Origin of the sequence: Serinicoccus sediminis, from assembly GCF_004153545.1 — a bacterium.
Taxonomy (GTDB): domain Bacteria; phylum Actinomycetota; class Actinomycetes; order Actinomycetales; family Dermatophilaceae; genus Ornithinicoccus; species Ornithinicoccus sediminis_A.
This window is the reverse complement of record NZ_SDVA01000006.1, coordinates 55,795-77,146: the sequence shown is the minus strand read 5'-3', so window position 1 is coordinate 77,146 and position 21,352 is coordinate 55,795. Positions and strand designations below refer to the sequence as shown.

Annotated in this window: 19 protein-coding genes; 5 read left to right on the top strand and 14 right to left on the bottom strand. The window is 73.0% G+C overall.

From position 1 onward, the window contains the following. Window positions 1-4 precede the first annotated feature (4 nt). On the bottom strand, window positions 5-1,126 hold the full coding sequence (locus tag EUS26_RS07315) for a lipid II:glycine glycyltransferase FemX (RefSeq protein ID WP_130012681.1): 1,122 nt from the start codon (window positions 1,124-1,126) through the stop codon (window positions 5-7). A gap of 116 nt (window positions 1,127-1,242) precedes the next feature. Here EUS26_RS07315 and EUS26_RS07310 point away from each other — a divergent pair, with 116 nt between their 5' ends. Beyond that, complete coding sequence (locus EUS26_RS07310) at window positions 1,243-2,289, top strand: lipid II:glycine glycyltransferase FemX (RefSeq protein ID WP_130012679.1); 1,047 nt, start codon at window positions 1,243-1,245, stop codon at window positions 2,287-2,289. A gap of 6 nt (window positions 2,290-2,295) precedes the next feature. Here EUS26_RS07310 and EUS26_RS07305 read toward each other — a convergent pair whose 3' ends face one another. From EUS26_RS07305 to ku, 4 genes are all read right to left on the bottom strand, one after another. Further along, a complete protein-coding gene (locus EUS26_RS07305) occupies window positions 2,296-3,573 on the bottom strand; it encodes a carboxylate--amine ligase (RefSeq protein ID WP_130012677.1) in 1,278 nt (425 codons plus the stop codon). Window positions 3,574-3,622: 49 nt separating this feature from the next. After that, complete coding sequence (locus EUS26_RS17305; protein WP_130012675.1) at window positions 3,623-5,086, bottom strand: C40 family peptidase; 1,464 nt, start codon at window positions 5,084-5,086, stop codon at window positions 3,623-3,625. A gap of 471 nt (window positions 5,087-5,557) precedes the next feature. Continuing rightward, complete coding sequence (locus tag EUS26_RS07295) at window positions 5,558-8,083, bottom strand: ATP-dependent Clp protease ATP-binding subunit (protein ID WP_130012673.1); 2,526 nt, start codon at window positions 8,081-8,083, stop codon at window positions 5,558-5,560. Between the two features lie 245 nt (window positions 8,084-8,328). Continuing rightward, on the bottom strand, window positions 8,329-9,273 hold the full coding sequence (ku, locus tag EUS26_RS07290; protein WP_130012671.1) for a non-homologous end joining protein Ku: 945 nt from the start codon (window positions 9,271-9,273) through the stop codon (window positions 8,329-8,331). An 18-nt stretch (window positions 9,274-9,291) separates the two neighbouring features. Between ku and ligD (EUS26_RS07285) the strand changes: the two genes are divergently transcribed. Further along, entirely contained in the window at window positions 9,292-10,287 is a 996-nt protein-coding gene (gene ligD, locus EUS26_RS07285) for a non-homologous end-joining DNA ligase (RefSeq protein WP_130012669.1), read from the top strand. Continuing rightward, entirely contained in the window at window positions 10,284-11,132 is an 849-nt protein-coding gene (gene ligD, locus EUS26_RS07280; RefSeq protein WP_130012667.1) for a non-homologous end-joining DNA ligase, read from the top strand. The genes ligD (EUS26_RS07285) and ligD (EUS26_RS07280) overlap by 4 nt, the downstream gene beginning before the upstream one ends. Window positions 11,133-11,218: 86 nt before the next feature. Here ligD (EUS26_RS07280) and EUS26_RS07275 read toward each other — a convergent pair whose 3' ends face one another. The 6 genes from EUS26_RS07275 to EUS26_RS07250 all read right to left on the bottom strand — a co-directional run bounded on the left by EUS26_RS07275 (window position 11,219) and on the right by EUS26_RS07250 (window position 16,761). Further along, window positions 11,219-11,560 (bottom strand): histone-like nucleoid-structuring protein Lsr2, encoded by a 342-nt coding sequence (locus EUS26_RS07275; RefSeq protein WP_130012665.1) that lies wholly within the window; start codon window positions 11,558-11,560, stop codon window positions 11,219-11,221. 149 nt (window positions 11,561-11,709) lie between these two features. Continuing rightward, window positions 11,710-11,919, bottom strand: a complete 210-nt coding sequence (locus tag EUS26_RS07270; protein ID WP_238148859.1) for a hypothetical protein — start codon at window positions 11,917-11,919, stop codon at window positions 11,710-11,712. Beyond that, window positions 11,919-13,421, bottom strand: a complete 1,503-nt coding sequence (gene lysS, locus EUS26_RS07265) for a lysine--tRNA ligase (RefSeq protein WP_130012663.1) — start codon at window positions 13,419-13,421, stop codon at window positions 11,919-11,921. Before lysS ends, EUS26_RS07270 begins: the two co-directional genes overlap by 1 nt. A gap of 70 nt (window positions 13,422-13,491) precedes the next feature. Beyond that, the gene (locus EUS26_RS07260; RefSeq protein WP_130012661.1) at window positions 13,492-13,995 is read right to left on the bottom strand and encodes a methylated-DNA--[protein]-cysteine S-methyltransferase; all 504 of its coding nucleotides are present in this window, start codon (window positions 13,993-13,995) and stop codon (window positions 13,492-13,494) included. Continuing rightward, window positions 13,992-15,587 carry a DNA-3-methyladenine glycosylase 2 family protein gene (locus tag EUS26_RS07255; RefSeq protein WP_130012659.1) on the bottom strand — a complete coding sequence of 532 codons (1,596 nt, stop codon included), beginning with the start codon at window positions 15,585-15,587 and terminating at the stop codon, window positions 13,992-13,994. The genes EUS26_RS07260 and EUS26_RS07255 overlap by 4 nt, the downstream gene beginning before the upstream one ends. Before the next feature lie 49 nt (window positions 15,588-15,636). After that, entirely contained in the window at window positions 15,637-16,761 is a 1,125-nt protein-coding gene (locus EUS26_RS07250) for a calcium/sodium antiporter (protein ID WP_130012657.1), read from the bottom strand. Between the two features lie 19 nt (window positions 16,762-16,780). Here EUS26_RS07250 and EUS26_RS07245 point away from each other — a divergent pair, with 19 nt between their 5' ends. Beyond that, window positions 16,781-17,830, top strand: a complete 1,050-nt coding sequence (locus EUS26_RS07245) for an SAM-dependent methyltransferase (protein WP_130012655.1) — start codon at window positions 16,781-16,783, stop codon at window positions 17,828-17,830. A gap of 4 nt (window positions 17,831-17,834) precedes the next feature. Next, window positions 17,835-19,004 (top strand): NADH-quinone oxidoreductase subunit D, encoded by a 1,170-nt coding sequence (locus EUS26_RS07240; protein ID WP_130012653.1) that lies wholly within the window; start codon window positions 17,835-17,837, stop codon window positions 19,002-19,004. A 109-nt stretch (window positions 19,005-19,113) separates the two neighbouring features. Here EUS26_RS07240 and EUS26_RS07235 read toward each other — a convergent pair whose 3' ends face one another. The 3 genes from EUS26_RS07235 to folP are packed head-to-tail and all read right to left on the bottom strand — an operon-like array spanning window position 19,114 to window position 21,345. Then, window positions 19,114-19,617 carry a DUF3180 domain-containing protein gene (locus EUS26_RS07235; RefSeq protein WP_130012651.1) on the bottom strand — a complete coding sequence of 168 codons (504 nt, stop codon included), beginning with the start codon at window positions 19,615-19,617 and terminating at the stop codon, window positions 19,114-19,116. Next, window positions 19,614-20,513: a dihydroneopterin aldolase gene (gene folB / locus EUS26_RS07230; protein WP_130012649.1), complete on the bottom strand. Its 900-nt coding sequence runs from the start codon at window positions 20,511-20,513 to the stop codon at window positions 19,614-19,616. The genes EUS26_RS07235 and folB overlap by 4 nt, the downstream gene beginning before the upstream one ends. Then, on the bottom strand, window positions 20,503-21,345 hold the full coding sequence (gene folP / locus EUS26_RS07225) for a dihydropteroate synthase (protein ID WP_238148850.1): 843 nt from the start codon (window positions 21,343-21,345) through the stop codon (window positions 20,503-20,505). The genes folB and folP overlap by 11 nt, the downstream gene beginning before the upstream one ends. Between the last annotated feature and the right edge of the window lie 7 nt (window positions 21,346-21,352).

The following is a 21,352-nucleotide window of genomic DNA, read 5'->3' as shown; positions in this document are numbered from 1 at the left end:
ACGGTCAGCGGCGGGCGCGCCGTGCCGCCCACCAGGTGCGCGCGTGCGACAGCCGGCCCGAGAGCGCACGTCGGGCGTGCTGGGCACGCGGGACCGCCCCGGCGAGCAGCCGGTAGAGGAAGGGCCGGTGGACCACGTCGACCTCGCCGATGAAGGCGGTGGCACCGCCGTCACCCTTGCAGAAGGCCCGCTTGAAGACGAAGAGGCCGTCGCTGTCGTCGAGCGCGAACACCCCGCCCATGTCGTAGGACTCCGCCCCCTCGCCGAGCCCGCGGACCATGAGCTCGTGGTTCATCACCTGGTTCGGGCCCAGCCGGCGCTTGGTGTCGTTGGAGCCGGCGTAGAGGTAGTAGAGCTTGCCGTGGTAGTCGATGGTCACCGACGCCGCCAGCACGTCGTCCTCGTGGCGGGCGAGCGCCACCCACATCCGCTCCCCGAAGGCCTGCCGCATCCGCCGGAAGTACGCCAGGTCGCGGGCGGTGATCTCGTTGCGGCGCGCCATGAAGCGGTAGGTCTCGTGGAACGTCCGCAGGTCCTCCTCCCCGTCCCCGTAGGTCACCACGACCCCCTTGCGACGCCCGCTGCGGACCCGGTTGCGCAGGCCCGAGTCGTACTTCGCCAGGAGTGCGTCCTCGTCGAGCGTGCGCCCCTCGTCGTCGGTGAGACGGACGACCATGCAGTGGCGCGGCTGGACCAGGTCGTCCTTGCCGGCCCCGACATTCTTGACCACCCATCCCGGCTGGGCCCGCATCCAGGCGTCCAGCCCGGGGCTGAAGGCGACCTCGGGGTCCAGCTTGGTCATGACCGCCCGGTGCCGGTCCACCAGGGGCCGCGCCTCGGCCAGCAGCCGGTGCACCTGATCGGGCCGTTCCCAGTCCACCAGCGGTCCGCGCGGGGCGTAGAGCACCGAGAACCCCCCGGGCAGCCGGCGCACCAGCAGGCTCATCGCGGCGACGATACGGGGACCGTCGGGCCCGTCCTCCTCGAGGTACACCGCCTCCTGGGCCCAGTCGTCCTTGAGGACACCCCAGCACGGGTCCTGGGACGGCGCCCGGTGCGGGTGGGCCCGGACGAACGCGGCATACCGCTGGACGGCGGCGTCGTCGGTGAGGTCCAGGAGGGGCACGCCTCCACCCTAGCCACGTCGGACGGGCCTGCAGCCTGTCCTGCCACCGACCGCCCGGGCAGGGGCCGGGCGGGTCGCCGCCCGGGCGCGGCGGCGGCCGTCGATACGATGCCGCCATGAGTCTGCGCTGGGACACCTATGAGTCGGCCGAGCAGTGGCGCGAGCGCCTGCTGCAGACGCCGGGACGACCGTCGATGTTCCAGACCCCGGAGTTCGCGCAGGTCAAGAGCATGGTCGGGTGGACCCCGAGGTATGCCGACGTCGACGGCTTCCCCATCACCGTCCACGAGCGCCGGGCCCCCGGGTTCGGGAAGGTCTGGTACCTCCCCAAGGGGCCCGGGGTGGACTCCGTGTCCGGCCTGGCCGCGCTGCTGCCGTCGCTGCGCACCGCGGCCCACGACGCCGGCGTCTTCCTCGTCAAGATCGAGCCCGAGCTGGTCGAGTCGCCGGAGACGCTGGGCGCGCTGGACCGTCTCGGCCTGCTGCCCGCAGGACGCATCCAGACCAACAGGTCGACCGTCTTCGTCGACGTCAGCGGGACGCCGGAGGAACTCATGGCGCGGCTGCCGTCCAAGACCCGCAACACCATCCGACGCGGTCTCAAGCAGGGTGTCGTCACCGAGGCGGCGCCGCTCGAGGAGTCGACCTACGAGCGCATGTGGGCCCTGTGGATGGAGGTCGTGCAGGACCAGGGCATCGCGCCGCGCTCGCACGAGTACCAGGTCGCCATGTGGCGCACCTTCTGCGAGGCCGGCCTGGGGCGCGTGTTCATCGCCCAGCACGAGGGCCGGGACGTCGCCGGCGCCTTCGTCACCGTCGTCGGTGACGTCGCGTGCTACCGCGACGGGGCCAGCGTGCGCGAGCGGCCGGTCCGTGGCGGCTCGCACGCGCTGCAGTGGGAGGCGATGCAGTGGGCGCAGGCGCAGGGAGCCACGTCCTACGACATGGCCGGGACGCCGCACTCGAGCAGGGTGGACGACCCGGACGACCCGTACTTCGGCATCGGTGAGTTCAAGCGCAGCTTCAGCAAGGAGGTCACCGACTTCGTCGGTGCCTACGACCTCGTGCTCCGACCGCGCCGGTATGCCGCGTGGGAGCGGATCGGTCATCGCGTGACCGCCAACGTCGTGTCCCGGGGCCGCCCCGGGGCGACGTTCTACTGAGGCGGGTCAGAACCCGGTCGTCGAGGGGCGGGGGTAGAACCGCGCCAGCTTCTTGGTGTGGTTGAGCCGGTTCGCCATGACGTAGGCGCGCCGCCGCCAGTTGCCGCGTTCGTAGAGCAGGGGGTGGACGACGCCGCGGCGGGCCGCGCGCAGGACGCGGCCGCGCAGGGCCCGGTCCCGCACGTAGTAGGGCAGGACGGCGGGGCTGACGATGCTGTAGAGCACCTCCCGGGTGCCGCGGACGGGCTCCCGCTGCACCCCGAGGACGAGGTCGTCCACCATCGCCCCCGCCAGGTCGGCGCCGGCGGCGGTGGCGTAGAAGCTGTTGCGCCCCATCCGCGGGTTGACCTCCATGTAGTAGATCGTCCCGGTGCGGGGGTCCCGCTTGGCGTCGATGTTGGCGAAGCCCCAGTAGTCCACCGCGCCGAGGATCCGTTCGGCGGCGTCCATGAGCTCGGGCATCGGCGTGGTGATCATCGCGATGGGGTTGCCGATGGTCGTGGGGTCGTGCTCCCCCAGCAGCACCTGGGCGGTCGCGACCGCGGTGAGCCGTCCGGTGCGGTCGACGTACCCGACGATGGACAGCTGGTGGGTGTCGTCGCCGGGGATGTGCTCCTGCACGAGGAAGTCCTGGCGCACGCCACCGGCGACCAGCACCTCCACCAGGTCCTGCCACTCCTGCGGGGTCCGGAGGAACCAGACCTTCTGGGCCCCGGGGAACCTGAGGTTCTCGAAGTGCGCGCTGTTGGCGGGCTTGGCCACGACGGGGTAGCTGATGTCGATCGGCTCAGGGGCCCACCCGGGCTCGTCGGCGCCGCCGAAGCGCACCACGGTGGTCCGGGGCGTGGGCAGCCCCAGCCGCTCGCAGAGCTGGCCGAACTGCTGCTTGTCGGCGATCTGCTCGAGGGTCTCGGGCGACATCCGCGGGAAGGCGAAGACCTCACCCAGCTGGTCGGCGTGCTGGGCGATCAGGTCGGTGTGCGAGTCGGAGTTGCAGCCCAGGAGCAGCGGGACGTCCGGCTCGCGCTCCCGCGCCGACCGGCCCTCGGCCAGCAACGTCGCCAGCAGCTCCGCGCGCCCGGTGTCCTGCCCGGCCTCCACCGGACGCAGGATGCGCGAGTGCGCGATGGCGCCGGTCTGGCCGCGCGACACCAGGGTCGTCCGGACGCCGTACTGCTGGTGCAGCGCCCGCGCCAGACCGTAGGTGCCGGGGTCGGTGCCGAGGAAGACGGGCTGGAAGGCCGGGTCCGGGGCAGGCGAGGGCACGGCGACGTCCGAGGGCATACCGCGCATGCTACGTCACGAGCCCCCGCCCACCCGGCGTCCGAGGAGGTCAGCCGACCCCGCTGACCCGCCCGTACCCCGACACCCCGCTGAAGATCGCGCGGTATGCCGTGGGCACGCCCGGCCGGCCGGTGTCGTACATCATGCCGTCGCCGGCGTAGATGCCCACGTGGTAGGCGGGCGAGCCGAAGAAGACGAGGTCGCCCGGCTGCGGGGAGCTCACCGGGGTGGTGGCCGCCTGCTGCATCGCCGCGGTGCGGGGGATGGTCAGGCCCACCTCGGCGAAGACGTACTTCGTGTACCCGGAGCAGTCGAACCCCTCCTGCGGGGTGTTCCCGCCGTACTTGTAGGGGGTCCCGATGTACTTCGCCGCCGTGGTGAGGATCTGCTGGCGCAGCTGGCTGGGCGCCGGGGCGGGCGCCGGGGCCGGGGCCGGGGCGGGCCCGGGGCTCGCGCCCCCGGGGGCGCTCGCGGTCAGGACCGACTCCGCCATGTACTGCGAGCCCGACATCTTGAGCCAGCCGTTGCCGGTGAGGGTGCCGGTGACCCGGGTCCCCCGTGTCTTGCTGCCCACGATGGAGTAGGACGTGGACGGCCCGGAGCGGACGTTGGCCGCCGAGGCGCTGACCCACCGGGTCACCTGCGACGGCGAGGGGGCGGGCTGCTCGCCACCACCGCCACCGGGGTCGCTGCCGGTGAGGATCGTCCGGGAGATGTACTTGCCGCCCCCGATGTCCAGCCAGCCGTTGCTCGTCCACGTGCCCTGGACCTGCGTGCCCTGCCGCATGGTGGTCACCACCGGGTGACCGAGGCCGGGGCCCGAGCGCACGTTGCCGATCGCCGCGTCCATCCACTGGGTGACCCGGGTGGGCGAGGGGGTCGGCTGCGAGCCGCCACCACCGCCACCACCGGGGTCGGAGCCGGTGAGGATCGTGCCGGAGATGTACTTGCCACCCCCGATGTTCAGCCAGCCGTTGCTGGTCCAGGAACCCTGCACCCGGGTGCCCTTGCGCATCGTCGTCACCACCGGGTGGCCCAGGCCGGGCCCGGAGCGGACGTTGCCGATCGAGGCCTCCATCCACTGGGTCACGCCGCTGGGGGCGGGGTCCGGCTGCTCGCCGCCACCGCCGCCACCGCTGACCCGCGTGAGGTTCCAGGCGGCGACGAAGCGGTTCTGGCCGATCTTGAGCCAGTTGTTGGAGGTCAGCGTGCCGGTGAGCTGCGCGCCCTGCCGGTAGCCCCCCACGACGCCGTAGGACGTGGACGGACCGCTGCGGACGTTGACCCCCGCGGCGGCGTCCACCCGCATGGTGACGGTGCTCGTCGGCGCCGGCGTCGGCAGGATGCGCGGCGTGGTCACCGGCGTGGTGGGAGCGTTCGGCAGGAGGGGCTGCTGAGGGAGCTGCGGGGTGGACGGGGCGGCCTGCACGGCAGGCGCCAGGGTCACCACGGGCGCCGCCGCTGCGGTGACGGCGATCATGGTGCGGGACAGGCGACGAGGGCTCAGGGTCATCGGTGATCCATACGTGTGGTGGGACAGGCAGGGACGTGTCCGGCGGCCGGACGAGAGGTGCTGGGGCGGGACGGCCCGCAGTGGGCCGAGAGCAGTGAAACCCACCCCCGTGGGAGCGCGCAACCCCTCCCCCGCAGGTAGGAGTGCATTTGTCGGGGGCATGACAAGCATGTAACTCGTGATGTTCGTCACACCCTCCCAGGGTTTTCGCAGGTCACCCCGGATATCACACGCATGTAGTTCGCTGACCAGCAGTTTTCTCGGATTTCACATGTCTCACGGGCGTCTCTGCGGCCCCGTGACGGTTGTGACACGCGGTCTGCCGAGTGACGGCTGTGAGCGTGTCGGGGCGGAGGAGGGTGGTGGCCTCCGCCCCGGGCCCGTCGCGCCTGCCCGGGAGGCCCCGGACAGCACTGAGGGCGGGGAACGGCATACCTGCCCTTCCCCGCCCTCAGCGGTGCTCTGCGTGCCTCAGCCGGCCTGCTCCTCCACCGGGACGGTGTCGGGCACCTCCGACGGCTTCTCCTGCCCGCGGAAGGTGAAGACCTTGTCGCGGTTCTTGCCCTCGCCGACGGTGTCCTCCACGTCCACGATGACGATCTGGCCGGTGCCGAGCTCGCCGAAGAGGATCTTCTCCGAGAGCTGGTCCTCGATCTCGCGCTGGATCGCCCGGCGCAGCGGCCGCGCACCCAGCACGGGGTCGTAGCCCCGCTTGGCGAGCAGCTCCTTGGCGGCCGACGTGAGCTCGATCGCCATGTCCTTGTCCTTGAGGCGGTCGTCCAGGCGGGCGACCATGAGGTCCACGATCTGGATGATCTCGTCCTGGCTCAGCTGCGGGAAGACGATGGTGTCGTCCACCCGGTTGAGGAACTCGGGACGGAAGTGCTGCTTGAGCTCGTCCGTGACCTTGTTCTTCATCCGCTCGTAGGAGCTCTGGGTGTCCGGCCCGGCCGAGAAGCCGAGCGAGACGCCCTTGGCGATGTCCCGGGTACCCAGGTTGGTGGTCATGATGATGACGGTGTTCTTGAAGTCGACCACCCGGCCCTGGGAGTCGGTCAGCCGACCGTCCTCCAGGATCTGCAGCAGGCTGTTGAAGATGTCCGGGTGGGCCTTCTCGATCTCGTCGAAGAGCACGACCGAGAACGGCTTGCGCCGCACCTTCTCGGTGAGCTGGCCGCCCTCCTCGTAGCCGACGTAGCCGGGAGGCGAGCCGAACATCCGGGAGACGGTGTGCTTCTCGGAGTACTCCGACATGTCCAGGGTGATGAGGCTGTCCTCGTCACCGAAGAGGAACTCGGCCAGCGTCTTGGCGAGCTCGGTCTTGCCGACGCCCGTGGGCCCGGCGAAGATGAACGAGCCGCCGGGGCGACGCGGGTCCTTCAGACCGGCCCGGGTGCGGCGGATGGCCTGCGACAGCGCCTTGATGGCGTCGTTCATGCCGATGATCCGCTTGTGCAGCTCCTCCTCCATGTTGAGCAGGCGGGAGGACTCCTCCTCGCTCAGCTTGAAGACGGGGATCCCGGTGGCGGCGGCGAGGACCTCGGCGATCAGCTCCTCGTCGACCTCGGCGACGACGTCCATGTCACCGTTCTTCCACTCCTTCTCCCGCTCGGCGCGCGCCTGGGTGAGCTTGTGCTCCTCGTCGCGCAGCCGGGCCGCCTTCTCGAAGTCCTGCCCGTCGATGGCCGACTCCTTCTCGCGCTTGGCGTGCGCGATCTTGTCGTCGAACTCGCGCAGGTCCGGCGGTGCGGTCATCCGGCGGATGCGCAACCGGGCCCCGGCCTCGTCGATCAGGTCGATCGCCTTGTCCGGCAGGAAGCGGTCGTTGATGTAGCGGTCGGCCATGGTGGCGGCCCCGACCAGGGCGCCGTCGGTGATGGTGACCCGGTGGTGCGCCTCGTAGCGGTCGCGCAGGCCCTTGAGGATCTCGATGGCGTGCTTGAGCGTGGGCTCGGCCACCTGGATCGGCTGGAACCGGCGCTCGAGGGCGGCGTCCTTCTCGATGTGCTTGCGGTACTCGTCCAGCGTCGTCGCACCGATGGTCTGCAGCTCGCCGCGGGCCAGCATCGGCTTGAGGATGCTGGCGGCGTCGATGGCGCCCTCGGCGGCACCCGCCCCGACGAGGGTGTGGATCTCGTCGATGAACAGGATGATGTCGCCGCGGGTGCGGATCTCCTTGAGGACCTTCTTGAGGCGCTCCTCGAAGTCACCGCGGTAGCGCGAGCCGGCGACCAGGGCACCGAGGTCCAGCGTGTAGAGCTGCTTCTCCTTCAGCGTCTCCGGCACGTCGCCGCGGACGATGTCCTGGGCCAGGCCCTCGACGACGGCGGTCTTGCCGACGCCGGGCTCGCCGATGAGGACCGGGTTGTTCTTGGTCCGGCGGGAGAGCACCTGCATGACCCGCTCGATCTCGTTCTCCCGGCCGATGACCGGGTCGAGCTTGCCCTCGCGGGCGGCCTGGGTGAGGTTGCGGCCGAACTGGTCGAGCACGAGGGAGCCGGACTGCTGGCCCTCCTGCTGGCTGCCGGCGCCGACGCCCGCGGTGGCGGACTCCTTGCCCTGGTAGCCCGAGAGCAGCGTGATGACCTGCTGGCGCACCCGGTTGAGGTCGGCGCCCAGCTTGACGAGGACCTGGGCCGCGACGCCCTCGCCCTCGCGGATGAGGCCGAGCAGCAGGTGCTCGGTGCCGATGTAGTTGTGCCCCAGCTGCAGGCCCTCGCGCAGCGAGAGCTCGAGGACCTTCTTGGCCCGGGGGGTGAACGGGATGTGGCCGGTCGGGCTCTGCTGGCCCTGACCGATGATCTCCTGCACCTGCTGGCGCACGGCGTCCAGCGAGATGTCCAGCGACTCCAGCGCCTTGGCGGCCACGCCCTCACCCTCGTGGATCAGGCCCAGCAGCAGGTGCTCGGTGCCGATGTAGTTGTGGTTGAGCATGCGCGCCTCTTCCTGCGCGAGCACCACCACACGTCGAGCCCGGTCTGTGAACCGTTCGAACATGCTCTTCTCCTCCACTGTGGGCTGCCACCCACTCTACGTGCGTCTGGTCCGGGTCAACGTCCTCATCCACCATCGATGTTCCGTGTTCGCCCCCGGCGCAAAAGCCGTGGGGGCCGCCTCTGCTCGGCGTACGGGCCGACGGGCGCCCCGCGGCATACCGGTCGCATCGTGCGGGACGTGGGCCCGTGCTGCCCGTCCGACGGCACGGGGGTATGCCGTGTGGCCACGGCCCCTCGCAGCTCGGCTCAGCCCGCCTTCTTGGAGGCGGCCTCCTTGGTCGAGGACTTCTTCGACGAGGACTTCGTGGAGGACCGTGCGGAGGACTTCTTCGACGTCCCGCCCGAGCCCTTCGAGGACCCGCCGTCGTCCTCGTCCGCGTCCTTCCCGGAGCCCTCGCCGCGGCCCTTCTTGGCCCGGTCCACCGAGCGCTGCAGCGCCGCCAGCAGGTCGACCACCTCGCCGCTGTCGGCCTCGTCCTCCTCGTCCGGGCTCTCGGTGACCTCTCCGCCGCTGATCTTCTTCTCCACCAGCGCGTCGACGGCCTCCTTGAAGTCGTCGACGTGACCCTCCGGCTCGAAGTCCCCGGACATGGAGTCGACGAGCATGCGGGCCATCGCGACCTCGTCCTTCTTGGGCTCGCTCACCTCGTCGAGGTGGTCGAGCTGGTCGGAGGCCCGGATCTCGTCCGGCCAGAGCAGCGTCTGCAGCACGATCGCCGCGTCGTCCTCGCGCACCCGCAGCACCGCCATGGTCATCCGGCTGCGGACCGACACGGTCACCACGGCGACCCGGTCGGACTCGCGCAGGGCCTCCCGCAGCAGCCCGTAGGCCTTGGCCCCCATGGCGTCCGGCTCCAGGTAGTAGGCCTTGTCGTAGAGGATCGGGTCGATCTGCTCGCGCGGCACGAACTGCTCGACGGAGATCTCCTTGCTGCTCCGGTTGGGCAGGCTCGCGAGGTCCTCCTCGGTGAGCACGACCGTCTTGCCGTCGTCGGTCTCGTAGGCCTTGGCGATGTCCTTGTAGGCCACCTCCTCGCCGTCCGCCTGCGCCACCCGCTTGTAGCGGATGCGGCTGCCGTCGCTGCGGCGCACCTGGTGGAAGCTGAGGTCGTGGTTCTCCGTCGCGGAGTACAGCCGCACGGGCACGTTGACCAGCCCGAACGAGACGGCACCCTTCCAGATCGCTCTCACGCCCCCCAGGATGGACCCATGCGCCCCATGCTCGCCACCCCGGGAGACCTCCCGGCCCGGCCCCCGACGGGCCCGGCGTGGGTGCACGAGATCAAGTGGGACGGCATCCGGCTGCTGGCCGACGTCAGCGAGGGTCGGCTGCGGCTGCTGACCCGCGGCGAGCGCGACATCGCGCACGCCTTCCCCGAGCTGGCCGGCCTGGGCGAGGTCGCCGACGACCTGCTGCTGGACGGCGAGGCCGTGTGCCTGGTCGACGGGCGCCCGTCGTTCAGCCACGTCGTCGAGCGGGTCCACGTGGGCCGCGGTGCCGCGGCGGAGCGCCTGGCGGCGGCCCGGCCGGCCACCTACGTCGCCTTCGACCTGCTGCGCCTCGACGGCCTCGACCTCACCGCGCTGCCCTGGACGGCGCGCCGCCAGGCGCTGGAGCAGCTCCTGGACGACGTGCCCGGGGTCCAGCTCTCCCCCACCTACGACGACGGGGCGATGCTGCTCGCCGCGACCCGGGAGCAGCACCTGGAGGGGGTGGTCAGCAAGCGGCGGGACGCGGCATACCACCCGGGGCGGCGCAGCGCCGACTGGGTGAAGTTCCCGCACCGCGCGCGGGTGTCCGTGGTGGTCGGCGGGTGGCGCCCGGAGACCGGGCGCCCCGGACGGATGGGTGCGGTGCACGTCGGTCTCCCGCTCCGCGGCCCGGACGGTATGCCGCAGCGCGCCGCCGACGGGTCGCTGCGGCTGCGCTACCGCGGCCGGGTCGGCAGCGGGCTGGCCGGGCGGGCGGGTGAGCAGCTGCAGCGCCTGCTGGCCGAGGTGCCCGCCGGGGGCTACCCCTTCGACGCGCCGATCCCGCCCGTCGAGGCGCGCGGCTCCACGTGGCTGCGACCGCAGGTGGTCGTCGATGTCGCGGCCCTCGGCGCCGACGGTCCGGCCGACCGGCTGCGTCAGCCGTCCTTCCAGGGGGTGCGGCCCGACCTGGACCCCGCCGACCTGGCCGTCCCCGGCGAGGGTCCCCGGTGAGCAGCCAGCAGGTGAGCGTGGCCGGCCGCACGCTGCGGGTGAGCAACCTCGACAAGGTGCTCTACCCCTCCACCGGCACCACCAAGGGCGAGGTGCTCACCTACTACGTCACCCACGAGGCGCACATCCTGCCCGAGCTGCGCGACCGCCCGGTCACCCGCATCCGGTGGCCGGAGGGCGTGAGGGGCGCGCACTTCTTCGAGAAGAACCTGCCCTCCGGGGCGCCGGACTGGCTGCCCCGGGTCACGCTGCCCACCCCCGGCTCGTCGCGCGGGCACACCCACCTCACCTTCCCCCTGGTGACCGACCTGGCCGTGCTCGTCTACCTCGTCAACCTCGGCAGCCTGGAGCTGCACGTGCCGCAGTGGCGGGTCGACGAGGACGGCACCGCCCTGCCCCCCGACCGTCTCGTCGTCGACCTCGACCCGGGTCCCGGTGCGGGCCTGCACGAGTGCGCGCGGGTGGCCCTCCTGGTGCGGGAACGGCTGGACGCCGTCGGCCTGGAGTCACGCCCGGTGACCAGCGGGTCCAAGGGCATGCAGCTGTACGCCGGGCTGGAGGGCACCCGCGGCGCGGACGAGGTGAGCGCGGTGACCAAGGCATTGGCCGAGAAGCTCGCGGAGGACCACCCGGACCTGGTGACCGCACGGATGAGCAAGTCGCTGCGGCCCGGAAAGATCTTTCTGGACTGGAGCCAGAACAATGCCGCCAAGACCACCATCTGCCCGTGGTCCCTGCGCGCCCGGGAACGCCCTCAGGTGGCTTTACCCCGGGAGTGGGCCGAGGTCGAGTCCGCGGCCGACGGCACGACGGATCTCGAGCAGATCACGATGGACCAGGTATGAGGCGACTTCTGCCGACGGGCGAGGAAAAGGGGCCGACCTTCCTCTCGAGGAGGAGGCCGGCCCCTTTCCGGGTGTCCGGTCGGGCGTCAGTGGGCCGCCGCGTAGGCGTCCTGGAGCTCCTGGGAGACCCGGCCGCGCGAGCTGACCTTGTAGCCGTTCTCCCGGCCCCACTCACGGACCTTGGCGAGCTCGTCGCTACGACCACCGGAGGCGGAGGCCGCGCCGGCGCCGCGCCGACGGGTCTGGCGACGACCGCCGGCCCGGCGGGCCTGGCCGATCCACGACGCGAAGTCCTCACGCAGCTTCGCGGCGTTCTCGTCGCTCAGGTCGATCTCGTAGTGCACCCCGTCGAGGGCGAACTCGACCGTCTCGTTCGCCTCCCCACCACTGAGGTCATCGACGAGGATGACCTGCACTCGTTGTGCCATTTCTTCTCCTTCGGGCGGGACATGTGACGCTACAGGTTGCGTCGCCCGAGAATACTAGCGGTTTTCCTGCCCGGGGCGAAGTCGGCAAACGACGCGGCGGCATTCCTGGGCATTCCCGATAAATCGCTCCGGCGAGGCACCGGAAATGGTTACTCGGCGGCGTCGGTGCGCTGCGGGGAATCGGTGCGCGCCTGGTCCGCGGCGCGCTCGGCGGCACGGTCCGCCGCACGCTGGGCCGCCCGCTCCCGACGGTCGCCCTCCACCATGTGCTTCATGACGACGTAGAAGAGGTAGAGCAGCCCCGCCGAGGGCAGCAGCGCCGCCAGGATCATCCACCCCTCGTGCAGGAACGCACCCATCACGCCTCCGGCTTGAGGAAGGGGAACAGGATGGTCTCGCGGACCCCGGTCCCGGTGAGCAGCATGAGCACCCGGTCCAGCCCCATGCCGAGCCCACCCATCGGCGGTGCGGCGTACTCCAGCGCCCGCAGGAAGTCCTCGTCCAGCTGCATGGCGTCCGCGTCGCCGCCGGCGGCGAGGAGGGACTGCTCGGTGAGGCGCGCCCGCTGGATCTCGGGGTCGACGAGCTCGGAGAACGCGGTGCCGCGCTCGATCCCGCCGATGACGAGGTCCCAGGCCTCGACGAGACCCGGGGTGTCGCGGTGCGGACGGGCCAGCGGCTGCGCGATGGCCGGGTAGTCGCACACGAAGGTCGGCTGGACCAGGGTGGGCTCCACCACGTCGCCGAAGAGCTCCAGCGCGATCTTGTCCGCGCCCCAGCCGGCCTGCACCGGCACGTCGTGGGCGGCGGCCAGACGACGCAGGTCGTCGACCGGCGTCTCGACGTCGACCTGCTCACCGACCGCCGCGGAGAGTCCGTCGTAGAACGGCAGCCACACCCACTCGCCGTCGAGGTCGATGGACCCGGCCGCGGTCTCGACCTGCCGGCTGCCGACCTCGTCGGCGGCGGCCAGGATCATCCGCCGCATGAGGTCGGCCATGGTGAACTGGTCGCCGTAGGCCTGGTAGCACTCCAGCATGGTGAACTCCGGCGAGTGGGTGGAGTCGATCCCCTCGTTGCGGAAGATGCGCCCGATCTCGTAGACCCGCTCCACGCCCCCGACGACGGCCCGCTTGAGGTGCAGCTCGAGCGCGATGCGCAGGGTCATCGGCAGGTCGAAGGCGTTGAGGTGGGTGCTGAAGGGCCGCGCGTTGGCGCCGCCGTGGATGGCCTGCAGGACCGGCGTCTCGACCTCGACGTAGCCGTCGTCCTCGAGCACCCGCCGCACCGCGCGGGTCATCGCGGCCCGCTTGAGCACCATCTGGCGGGCGTCCTCGCGGACGAGCAGGTCGACGTAGCGCTGGCGCACCCGCTGCTCCTCGGACAGGTCCTTGTGCAGCACCGGCAGCGGTCGCAGCGCCTTGGACGCCATCTGCCACGAGGTGGCCATGACCGACAGCTCGCCGCGGCGCGAGCTGATGACCCGGCCCTCGACGAAGACGTGGTCGCCGAGGTCGACCCACGCCTTCCAGCGGTCCAGCGCCTCCTGACCGACCTCGGCGAGGGAGAGCATGGCCTGCAGCCGGGTGCCGTCGCCGGCCTGCAGCGAGGCGAAGCAGAGCTTGCCGGTGTTGCGGACGAACATGACCCGTCCGGCGACACCGACGACGTCGCCGGTCTCCTCGCCGGTCTCCAGGTGCGCCCAGCCCGCCCGCACCTGCGCGAGGGTGTGGGTGACCGGGAGCTCGACGGGGTAGGGGTCGACCCCGGCCTCGAGCATCGCCTGGCGCTTGCCCTGCCGGACCGCGATCTGCTCGGGCAGGTCGGTCTCGGGCACGCTCGGACGGGTCGGCTCGCTCACCCTCCCAGGGTAGTCGGCGCCGGGCGCACCACCGGCATCGCGTCGCGCGACGCCCCGCCGTCGACCCCGCTCAGACGGGCAGGGTGGGGGCGGTCCGCGACCGCTCGAGGTCCAGCAGCAGCTGCTTGCGCTCCATTCCGCCGCCGTAGCCGGTGATCGCGCCGTCCGCACCGACCACGCGGTGGCAGGGCACGACGATCGACAGCGGGTTGCGACCGTTGGCCAGACCGACGGCCCGCGCCGCCCCGGGCCGGCCGAGGGCCCGCGCCAGCTCGCCGTAGGACCAGGTCCGGCCGTAGGGGATGTCCCGCAGCCGGGCCCAGACCCGCTGCTGGAAGTCGGTGCCCGGGGCGCCGGTCGGCAGGTCGAAGTCCGTGCGCTCGCCCGCGAAGTACTCCCGCAGCTGCCGCACGGTCTCCCGCAGCACCGGGGGGGCCTGCGCCTCGTCGACCTCGGCGCCGAGGTCGTCGGGGGCGTGCCGGTGCTCGGCGAAGAAGACCCCGGTGAGCTGCTCTCCGTCGCTGACCAGGCGCAGGGGCCCGACGGGCGAGTCGGTGGTGAGGTGGACGGTCATGCTGTCTCCTGGGTGGTGGGGGGTATGCCGTCGCCCGGGCGGGGCGGGGGCGCGTGCGTGGGCAGGCGGGCGGCCGCGTGGTCCGAGGCGGCCCAGAGGACGGCGGTGGCGTAGCTGCGCCAGGGCCGCCAGTGCTCGGCGTGCCCGATGAGCCGGGGGCCGGTCGGCAGGCCGGCGGCGGCCGCGGTGACCTTGACCCCCAGGTCGGTCGCCGGGAAGGCGTCCGGGTCGCCGAGCCCGCGCAGCAGGACCATCTCGGCCGTCCACGGGCCGACGCCGGGGAGCGCGAGCAGGGACTCGCGCGCCTCCTGCCAGTCCGTCCCCTGGTCGAGCCGCAGGCCGCCCTCGGCCAGCGCCTGCGCGACCGTGCGCAGCGTCCGCTGCCGGGAGGCCGGCATGGCCGGGAGGTCCTCCGCGTCTGCCGCGGCGACCTGGGCCGGGGTCGGGAAGAGGTGGGTCACCCGGCCGCTCATCGGCTCCGGCAGCGGCGTGCCGAGCGCCCGGACGAGCCGGGCCGTGTGCGTGCCCGCGGCGGCCGTGGAGACCTGCTGGCTGAGGACCACCCGCAGCGCCAGCTCGCCGGCGTCGACGGTTCCCGGCAGCCGCACCCCCGGGTGGTCGCGGACGAGCGGCGCCAGCGCCGGGTCGGCCCCGAGGTGCTCGTCGACGGCGACCGGGTCGGCGTCGAGGTCGAGGAGACGGCGGCAGCGGCCGATGGCGGCACCGAGGTCGGCCACCTCGGTGAGCCGCAGGGTGACGTGCACGTGCCGCTCCCCCTCGTCGCCCGGGCGCAGCACCAGCAGCGCCGGCCCACCGGGCAGCCGCACGGCGCGGGTCAGCTCCCCGTCCGACCAGTCCTCCAGCCCGCGGACCGAGGTCGCGACCAGGTGGCCGAAGAGGCTGGGCACGTGCAGCGGCGGGCGGAAGGGCAGCCGGAGGGAGATGGTCACCGGGGCCCCCGCCCCCGTGGCACCCGACCCGCCCGCCGTCGATCCCGACCCGGTCCCCTTGCGGCGCGCCGCGGCCGCGCGCAGCTCGGAGGGCGAGGCGGCATACACCTCGCGCACCGTCGCGTTGAAGGAGCGGGTGCTGGAGAAGCCGGCGGCGTGGGCGATGTCGACCATGGACAGGCCGGTGCCCTCGACGAGCAGGCGGGCGGCCTGGGCCCGCTGCGCCCGCGCCAGGGCCAGCGGACCGGCGCCCAGCTCGGCATGCACGAGCCGCTCCAGCTGCCGCACGGAGTAGCCGAGCCGGGTGGCGAGCCCCCCGACGCCCTCCCGGTCCACCACCCCGTCCGCGACCAGCCGCACCGCCCGGGCCACGACGTCCCCGCGGACGTGCCACTCCGGCGACCCGGGGGTGGCGTCCGGCAGGCACCTCTTGCAGGCGCGGAACCCGGCGCCCTGGGCCGCCGCCGCGCTGGGGTAGAAGCGCATGTTGCGCACCCGGGGGGTGATGGCCGGGCAGCTGGGCCGGCAGTAGATGCCGGTGCTCAGCACCCCGGTGACGAACCAGCCGTCGAAGCGGGGGTCCCTGCTGCGCACGGCCGCAGCGCAGCGGTCGTGGTCGAGGTGGAGGCGGGAGGTGCGCACTCCTCCATGGTGCGGCACCCGAAGCACGCGGTCTAGCAGGAAAACGACATCACGGCACGGGCTCGCCCGCGGCCACCTTCTCGCGCACCCGGCGCCGCTCGGTGAGCACGCCGACCTCGTAGGTCGCGGTGACGAGCAGGGTCAGGCCGACGAGCGGCAGGACGAAGATGACCATGACGACCTCGAAGCCCTGCAGCGCCTCGTGCCGGGTCGCGTTGAGCACGACGAAAGCGGTGTAGGCGGCGTACAGCAGCACGAACAGACCACCCTCCCAGCGGTTCACGGTGAAGCCGGTGAAGACCACCGGCGCGAGCGCGACCGAGGCGGCGACCATGAGCGGGATGTCGAAGGCGATGGCCGGGAAGGGCACCGGGAGCCCGCCGGAGGAGATGATCGCGGGCACCCCCAGCACGAGGCCGATGTTGGCGATGCAGCTGCCGACGACATTGCCGACCGCGAGGTCGCGCTCGCCGCGCACCGCGGCGATGACCGAGGCCGCCAGCTCGGGCAGCGAGGTGCCGACGGCCACCACGGTGAGCCCGACCACCAGGCCGCTGACCCCGAGCGCCTCGGCGATGTTCACCGCACCCGCGACCAGCAGGTTCGCCCCGAGCACGAGGAGCGCGACCCCGCCGACCACCAGGCCGAGGGCCGGGAGGACCTTCATCGGCTCGCCCTCGCGGGCCGCGGGCGCGCGACGCTTGCGCAGCTCACGGCGCTGCGCCCGACGGCTGACGACGACGGTGAGGACGGTGTGCGCGACCATCGCCGTGAGCAGCACGAGACCCTCGACGGTGGAGATGCTCCCGTCCCGCGCGACGAGCAGCAGCGCGACGGAGAGGCCGATCATGACGGGGACGTCGATCCGCACCAGCTGCTCGCGCACGGCGAGCGGCAGCACCAGCGCCGCGATGCCGAGGATGAGCAGGATGTTGGCGATGTTGGAGCCCACGACATTGCCGACCGCGAGCTCGGGCTGGCCGCCGAGCACCGCGCCGACGGTGACCGCGAACTCGGGTGCCGAGGTCGCGACCGACACCACGGTCAGGCCGACGACCAGCGGGCTCAGGCCGAGGCGGGAGGCGAGGTTGGAGGCCCCGCGCACGAGGAGCTCGCCCCCCACGACGAGCAGGACGAGGCCGCCCACGATCCGGGCGATGTCGAGAAGGTCCACGATGCGGCACCCTAGTGCGATGAGCGCCCCGGCACCTCCCGACAGCGCGACGCCCTGGGACCGGGCGTGGCAGGAGGCGCTCTACGCGGCCGACGGGTTCTACCGGCAGGGAGCGCCCGCCGCGCACTTCGCGACCTCCGCCCGGGGCATCCCGGGGGCAGGCCCGCTGCTCGCCGAGGCGGTCGTCGCCCTGGCGCACCGCCACGGGTGCGACCGGGTCGTCGACGTCGGCTGCGGGCGCGGCGAGCTGCTGGCGCAGGTCCGCACCCTCGACGCGTCCCTGCACCTCACCGGGGTCGACGTCGTCCCCCGGCCGTCGACGCTCGAGGTGGACGCCTGGCTGGTCTCCCCCGGTGGCGCGGCCCTGCCCCGCGGCCTCCGTGACCTCGAGCGGACGCTGGTGGTGGCGCACGAGTGGCTCGACGTCGTGCCCTGCCCGGTGGTCGCCCGCGACGACGCCGGGGTATGGCGCTCGCTCGACGTCGCCCCGGACGGCACCGAGGAGCTCGGCCCGGTCGTGCACGGCGAGGACCTCGCCTGGGTGCGCCGCTGGCTCGACGACGGGCCTGGCCGGGCCGAGGATCGCGCCCCGGACCGGCGTGGCGAGGTGGGCCGGCCCCGCGAGGCCGCGCTGGCCGACCTCCTGGGCCGGGTGCGCAGCGGCCTGGTGGTGGTGGTCGACTACGGCCACACCGCGGACGACCGGCCGCGGGGCGGCACCCTCACCGGCTTCCGCGCCGGCCGCGAGGTCACCCCGGTGCCGGACGGCACCTGCGACCTCACCGCCCACGTCGCGGTGGACGCCCTCCTCGCCTCCCTCGGCACCAGCCCGGCGACGGACCCGCCGCAGCTCGTCCGCCAGCGCGAGGTCCTGCACGACCTGCTGGGCGACCCCGGCCCGCCGGTGCCGCACGCCCTCGCGCGGACCGACCCCCAGGCATACCTCGACGCGTTGGCCCGCCGGGCGGCCCTCACCACCCTCACCAGCGGTGCGCTGGGCGACTTCTGGTGGCTGCTGGTGCCGGTCGGTGCGCAGCCCGGTGACGGGCGCGACCCGGGCATAGGGTGAGGGCGTGAGCACCCGAGACGTGGACGTGACCCTCGGCGCCACCGGTGTGGGCGGCCTGTCCACCACCGAGATGGTGCTCAACATCGGCCCGCAGCACCCGGCGACGCACGGCGTCCTGCGGCTGCGCATCACCGCCGACGGCGAGCGCATCACCGCGGCCGAGCCGGTCATCGGCTACATGCACCGGGGCGCCGAGAAGCTCTTCGAGGTCCGCGACTACCGGCAGATCATGGTGCTGGCCAACCGCCACGACTGGCTCTCGGCCTTCAACAACGAGGTCGGCGTGGCCCTCACCGTCGAGCACCTGCTCGGCATGGAGGTGCCCGAGCGGGCGACCTGGACGCGGACCCTGCTCAGCGAGCTCGGCCGCGTGCTCAACCACCTCATGTTCCTCGGGTCATACCCGCACGAGCTCGGCGCCATCACCCCGATGTTCTACTCCTTCCGCGAGCGCGAGGAGATCCAGGCCGTCATGGAGGAGTACTCCGGCGGCCGCATGCACTACATGGCCACCCGGGTCGGCGGGCTGCTGCACGACCTCCCCGAGGGCTGGCTGGACCGCGTCGACGCGGCGGTCGCGACGGTCCGCGGGCGGCTGCCCGACCTGCTGGGGCTGCTGCTGGGCAACGAGATCCTGCAGGGGCGCACCCGCGGGGTCGGTGTGCTCGACCTCGAGACGGTGCTGGCCTACGGCGTGTCCGGGCCCATCGCCCGCGCCTCGGGGCTGGACGTGGACCTGCGGCGGGACGAGCCCTACCTCGCCTACGCCGAGCTGTTCACCGAGGGCGGCCCCGGGCGGGTGGTGACCCGGGAGGCCGGTGACTGCTACGCCCGGCTGGAGGTGCTGGCCGAGCAGGTCGAGGTCAGCCTCGACCTCGTCGAGGCGTGCACGGCCCGGCTGCGCGAGCTCGGTGCGGGACCGGTGAGCACGAAGCTCCCCAAGAAGCTCAAGGTGCCGGCCGGTGAGCACTGGTTCGCGGCGGAGAACCCGCTGGGCTTCAACGGCTACTACCTCGTCAGCCGCGGCGACACCGTGCCGCACCGGCTCAAGCTGCGCTCCGCGTCCTTCAACAACGTGCAGGTGCTGCGCGAGATGCTGCCGGGCACGGTCGTCGCCGACATGGTGGCGATCCTCGGGTCGATGTTCTTCGTCGTCGGGGACATCGACAAGTAGTTCTGGACATCGCTTTCTGGGACCCGTTCCCCAGAAAGCGATGTCCCGAAGGGTAGGTGGGCAGGACCGGCACGTCCGCCCGCAGACCCGGTGGGCTTCCGGCCGGCCGTCAGCCGTAGGCGAGGTCGCCGTCGCCGACCCCGTCGTCATCGTCGTCGTCGTGCTCGGTCGGCGGGATCCGGCACCACGCCTGGCCGAGGTAGCCGGCCACCGACAGCCCGAGCGCCACGGCGGCGTGCACGAGACCCCACACCAGCTGCGCCCGCTCGCTGGGGACGTCGGCGTTCGGCAGGTGGACCAGGGCGTTCGCGGCATACCAGCCCAGCAGCGCGGCGCCACCCAGCGCCGCCGCCTGTGCCCCGACGAGGGTGCCGCGACCGCGTTGCGGGGACGGGCGCAGGCCCCCCCGGCCCTGCAGGTAGCGGCGGATCTGCCAGCACATGACGAGCACGAGCAGCGCGACGGCGACGAGCGGCACCAGGCCGATCCACGAGATCGTCGGGTAGCCGCCGCCGAGCGAGCGCACCACCTGCAGCAGCAACCAGCTGGCCATGCCGCTGAGCACGGCCACGACGGCACCCGTCCCGCCCCGCACGCCGTCCTGCCCGCTCACCCGGTCTCCTCGACCGGTGCGACGGGCTGCTCCGCAGCAGCGGGTATGAGGTCGCGCACCAGCACGACGCCCTCGCCGACGCGCAGGCTCGCCCCGGGGTCGAGGTCGGCCCAGGGGACGAGGACGAAGGCACGCTCGTGGGCCCGCGGGTGCGGCAGCGTGATCTCCGGGTCGTGGCTGCGCACGTCGGCGCCGGTGGCGGGGTCGCCGTACTGCACGAGGTCGAGGTCGAGGGTCCGCGCCCCCCACCGCACGTCCCGGGTGCGGCCGAGGTCGTCCTCCACCCGGTGCAGGGCCGCGAGCAGCGAGGCGGGCGCCAGGCTGGTGCGGCCCACGGCGACCGCGTTGACGTAGTCCGGCTGCCCGGCGACAGCCTCCCCACCCACCGGGGCGGTCCGGAAGGAACGGGACACCCGCACACCGCGCAGGCCCCGCAGCCGGCGCAGCCGCTGGGCGGCGTGCCGGACCGTCTGCGCCGGCTCCGCCCCGTCCGGGCCGGGCAGGTTGGCCCCCAGCGCGATGACGACGGGCACGTCCGTGCGCCGACGCACCACCACGGCGACGTCGTGGAAGGGCACCCCCACGGGTGCCTGCGGCTTGTGCACGGTGACCTCGACGGACTCGACGAGGGGGCGCGCCAGCACGCGCGCGGCGATCTCCTCGGCGACCGTCTCGACGAGGTCGCGCGGCTCGCCCTGGACCACGGCGACGACGTCGGCGGCCACCGCGCCGTAGTCGACCGTCCTGCTGAGCTCGTCGCTGGCGCCCGCGGGGGCGAGGTCGACCTCCATGGTCACGTCCACGACGAAGTCCTGCCCGTCGCGGCGCTCGTGCGCGAACACCCCGTGGTGCCCGCGGGCCCGCACCCCGGTGAGGCGGATGAGGTCACCGCGCACCGCGGGCCTCCTCCACGAGCTCCCACACGGCCAGCGCGTCGCGGGTCGGCGCCACCTCGTGCACGCGCACCGCCCAGGCCCCGGCCTGCGCGGCGAGCAGGCTCGTGGCGGCGGTCGCGGCGTCACGCTCCTGCGGCGCGCTGGGCTCGTCCGGGAGCGCCTCCCCCGGCCGGGCCGGCAGCCGGCCCAGGAACCGCTTGCGGGAGGCCCCGACGAGCACCGGCAGACCCAGGGCGACGACGCGGTCCAGCCCGGCCAGCAGGGCCCAGTTGTGACCGGCGTCCTTGGAGAAGCCGAGCCCCGGGTCCAGGACCAGCTGCTCCTCCCGCACCCCGTGGCCCAGGAGCACGTCGACCCGGTCGGTGAGCTCGGCGCAGACCTCCCCCACGACGTCGTCGTAGTGGTGGGTGGCAGCGGGGTCGCTCAGCAGCCCGCGCCAGTGCATGACGACGTACCGGGCGCCGGTCTGGGCGACCATCGGCCCCATCTCCGGGTCCCCCAGCCCTCCGGACACGTCGTTGACGAGGACCGCCCCCGCCTCCAGGGCGGCCTGCGCCACGGACGCGCGCATGGTGTCGACGGACACGGCATACCCCAGCTGCGCGAGGGCGGAGACGACCGGGAGCACCCGCTCGCGCTCCTCCTGCTCCTCGGGCCGGCTGCTGCCGGGCCGGGTCGACTCGCCGCCGACGTCGACGACGTCGGCGCCGGCAGCGGCGAGCTCCCGACCACGGGCGACCGCCGCGTCGACGTCCGTGAAGCGACCCCCGTCGCTGAAGGAGTCGGGGGTGACGTTGACCACGCCCATGATCGAGGTGTGCTGCCGCGTCACGACGGCC

Bases quoted from the DNA above. Each gene is read 5' to 3' on its own strand.
- ligD (WP_130012669.1), top strand. From the start codon at position 9,292: ATGCGCCCCATGCTCGCCACCCCGGGAGACCTCCCGGCCCGGCCCCCG.
- EUS26_RS07260 (WP_130012661.1), bottom strand. From the start codon at position 13,995: ATGACCGTCCACCTCACCACCGACTCGCCCGTCGGGCCCCTGCGCCTG.
- EUS26_RS07270 (WP_238148859.1), bottom strand. From the start codon at position 11,919: ATGGGTGCGTTCCTGCACGAGGGGTGGATGATCCTGGCGGCGCTGCTG.
- EUS26_RS07275 (WP_130012665.1), bottom strand. From the start codon at position 11,560: ATGGCACAACGAGTGCAGGTCATCCTCGTCGATGACCTCAGTGGTGGG.
- EUS26_RS17305 (WP_130012675.1), bottom strand. From the start codon at position 5,086: ATGACCCTGAGCCCTCGTCGCCTGTCCCGCACCATGATCGCCGTCACC.
- EUS26_RS07310 (WP_130012679.1), top strand. From the start codon at position 1,243: ATGAGTCTGCGCTGGGACACCTATGAGTCGGCCGAGCAGTGGCGCGAG.
- EUS26_RS07295 (WP_130012673.1), bottom strand. From the start codon at position 8,083: ATGTTCGAACGGTTCACAGACCGGGCTCGACGTGTGGTGGTGCTCGCG.
- EUS26_RS07245 (WP_130012655.1), top strand. From the start codon at position 16,781: ATGAGCGCCCCGGCACCTCCCGACAGCGCGACGCCCTGGGACCGGGCG.
- EUS26_RS07305 (WP_130012677.1), bottom strand. From the start codon at position 3,573: ATGCCCTCGGACGTCGCCGTGCCCTCGCCTGCCCCGGACCCGGCCTTC.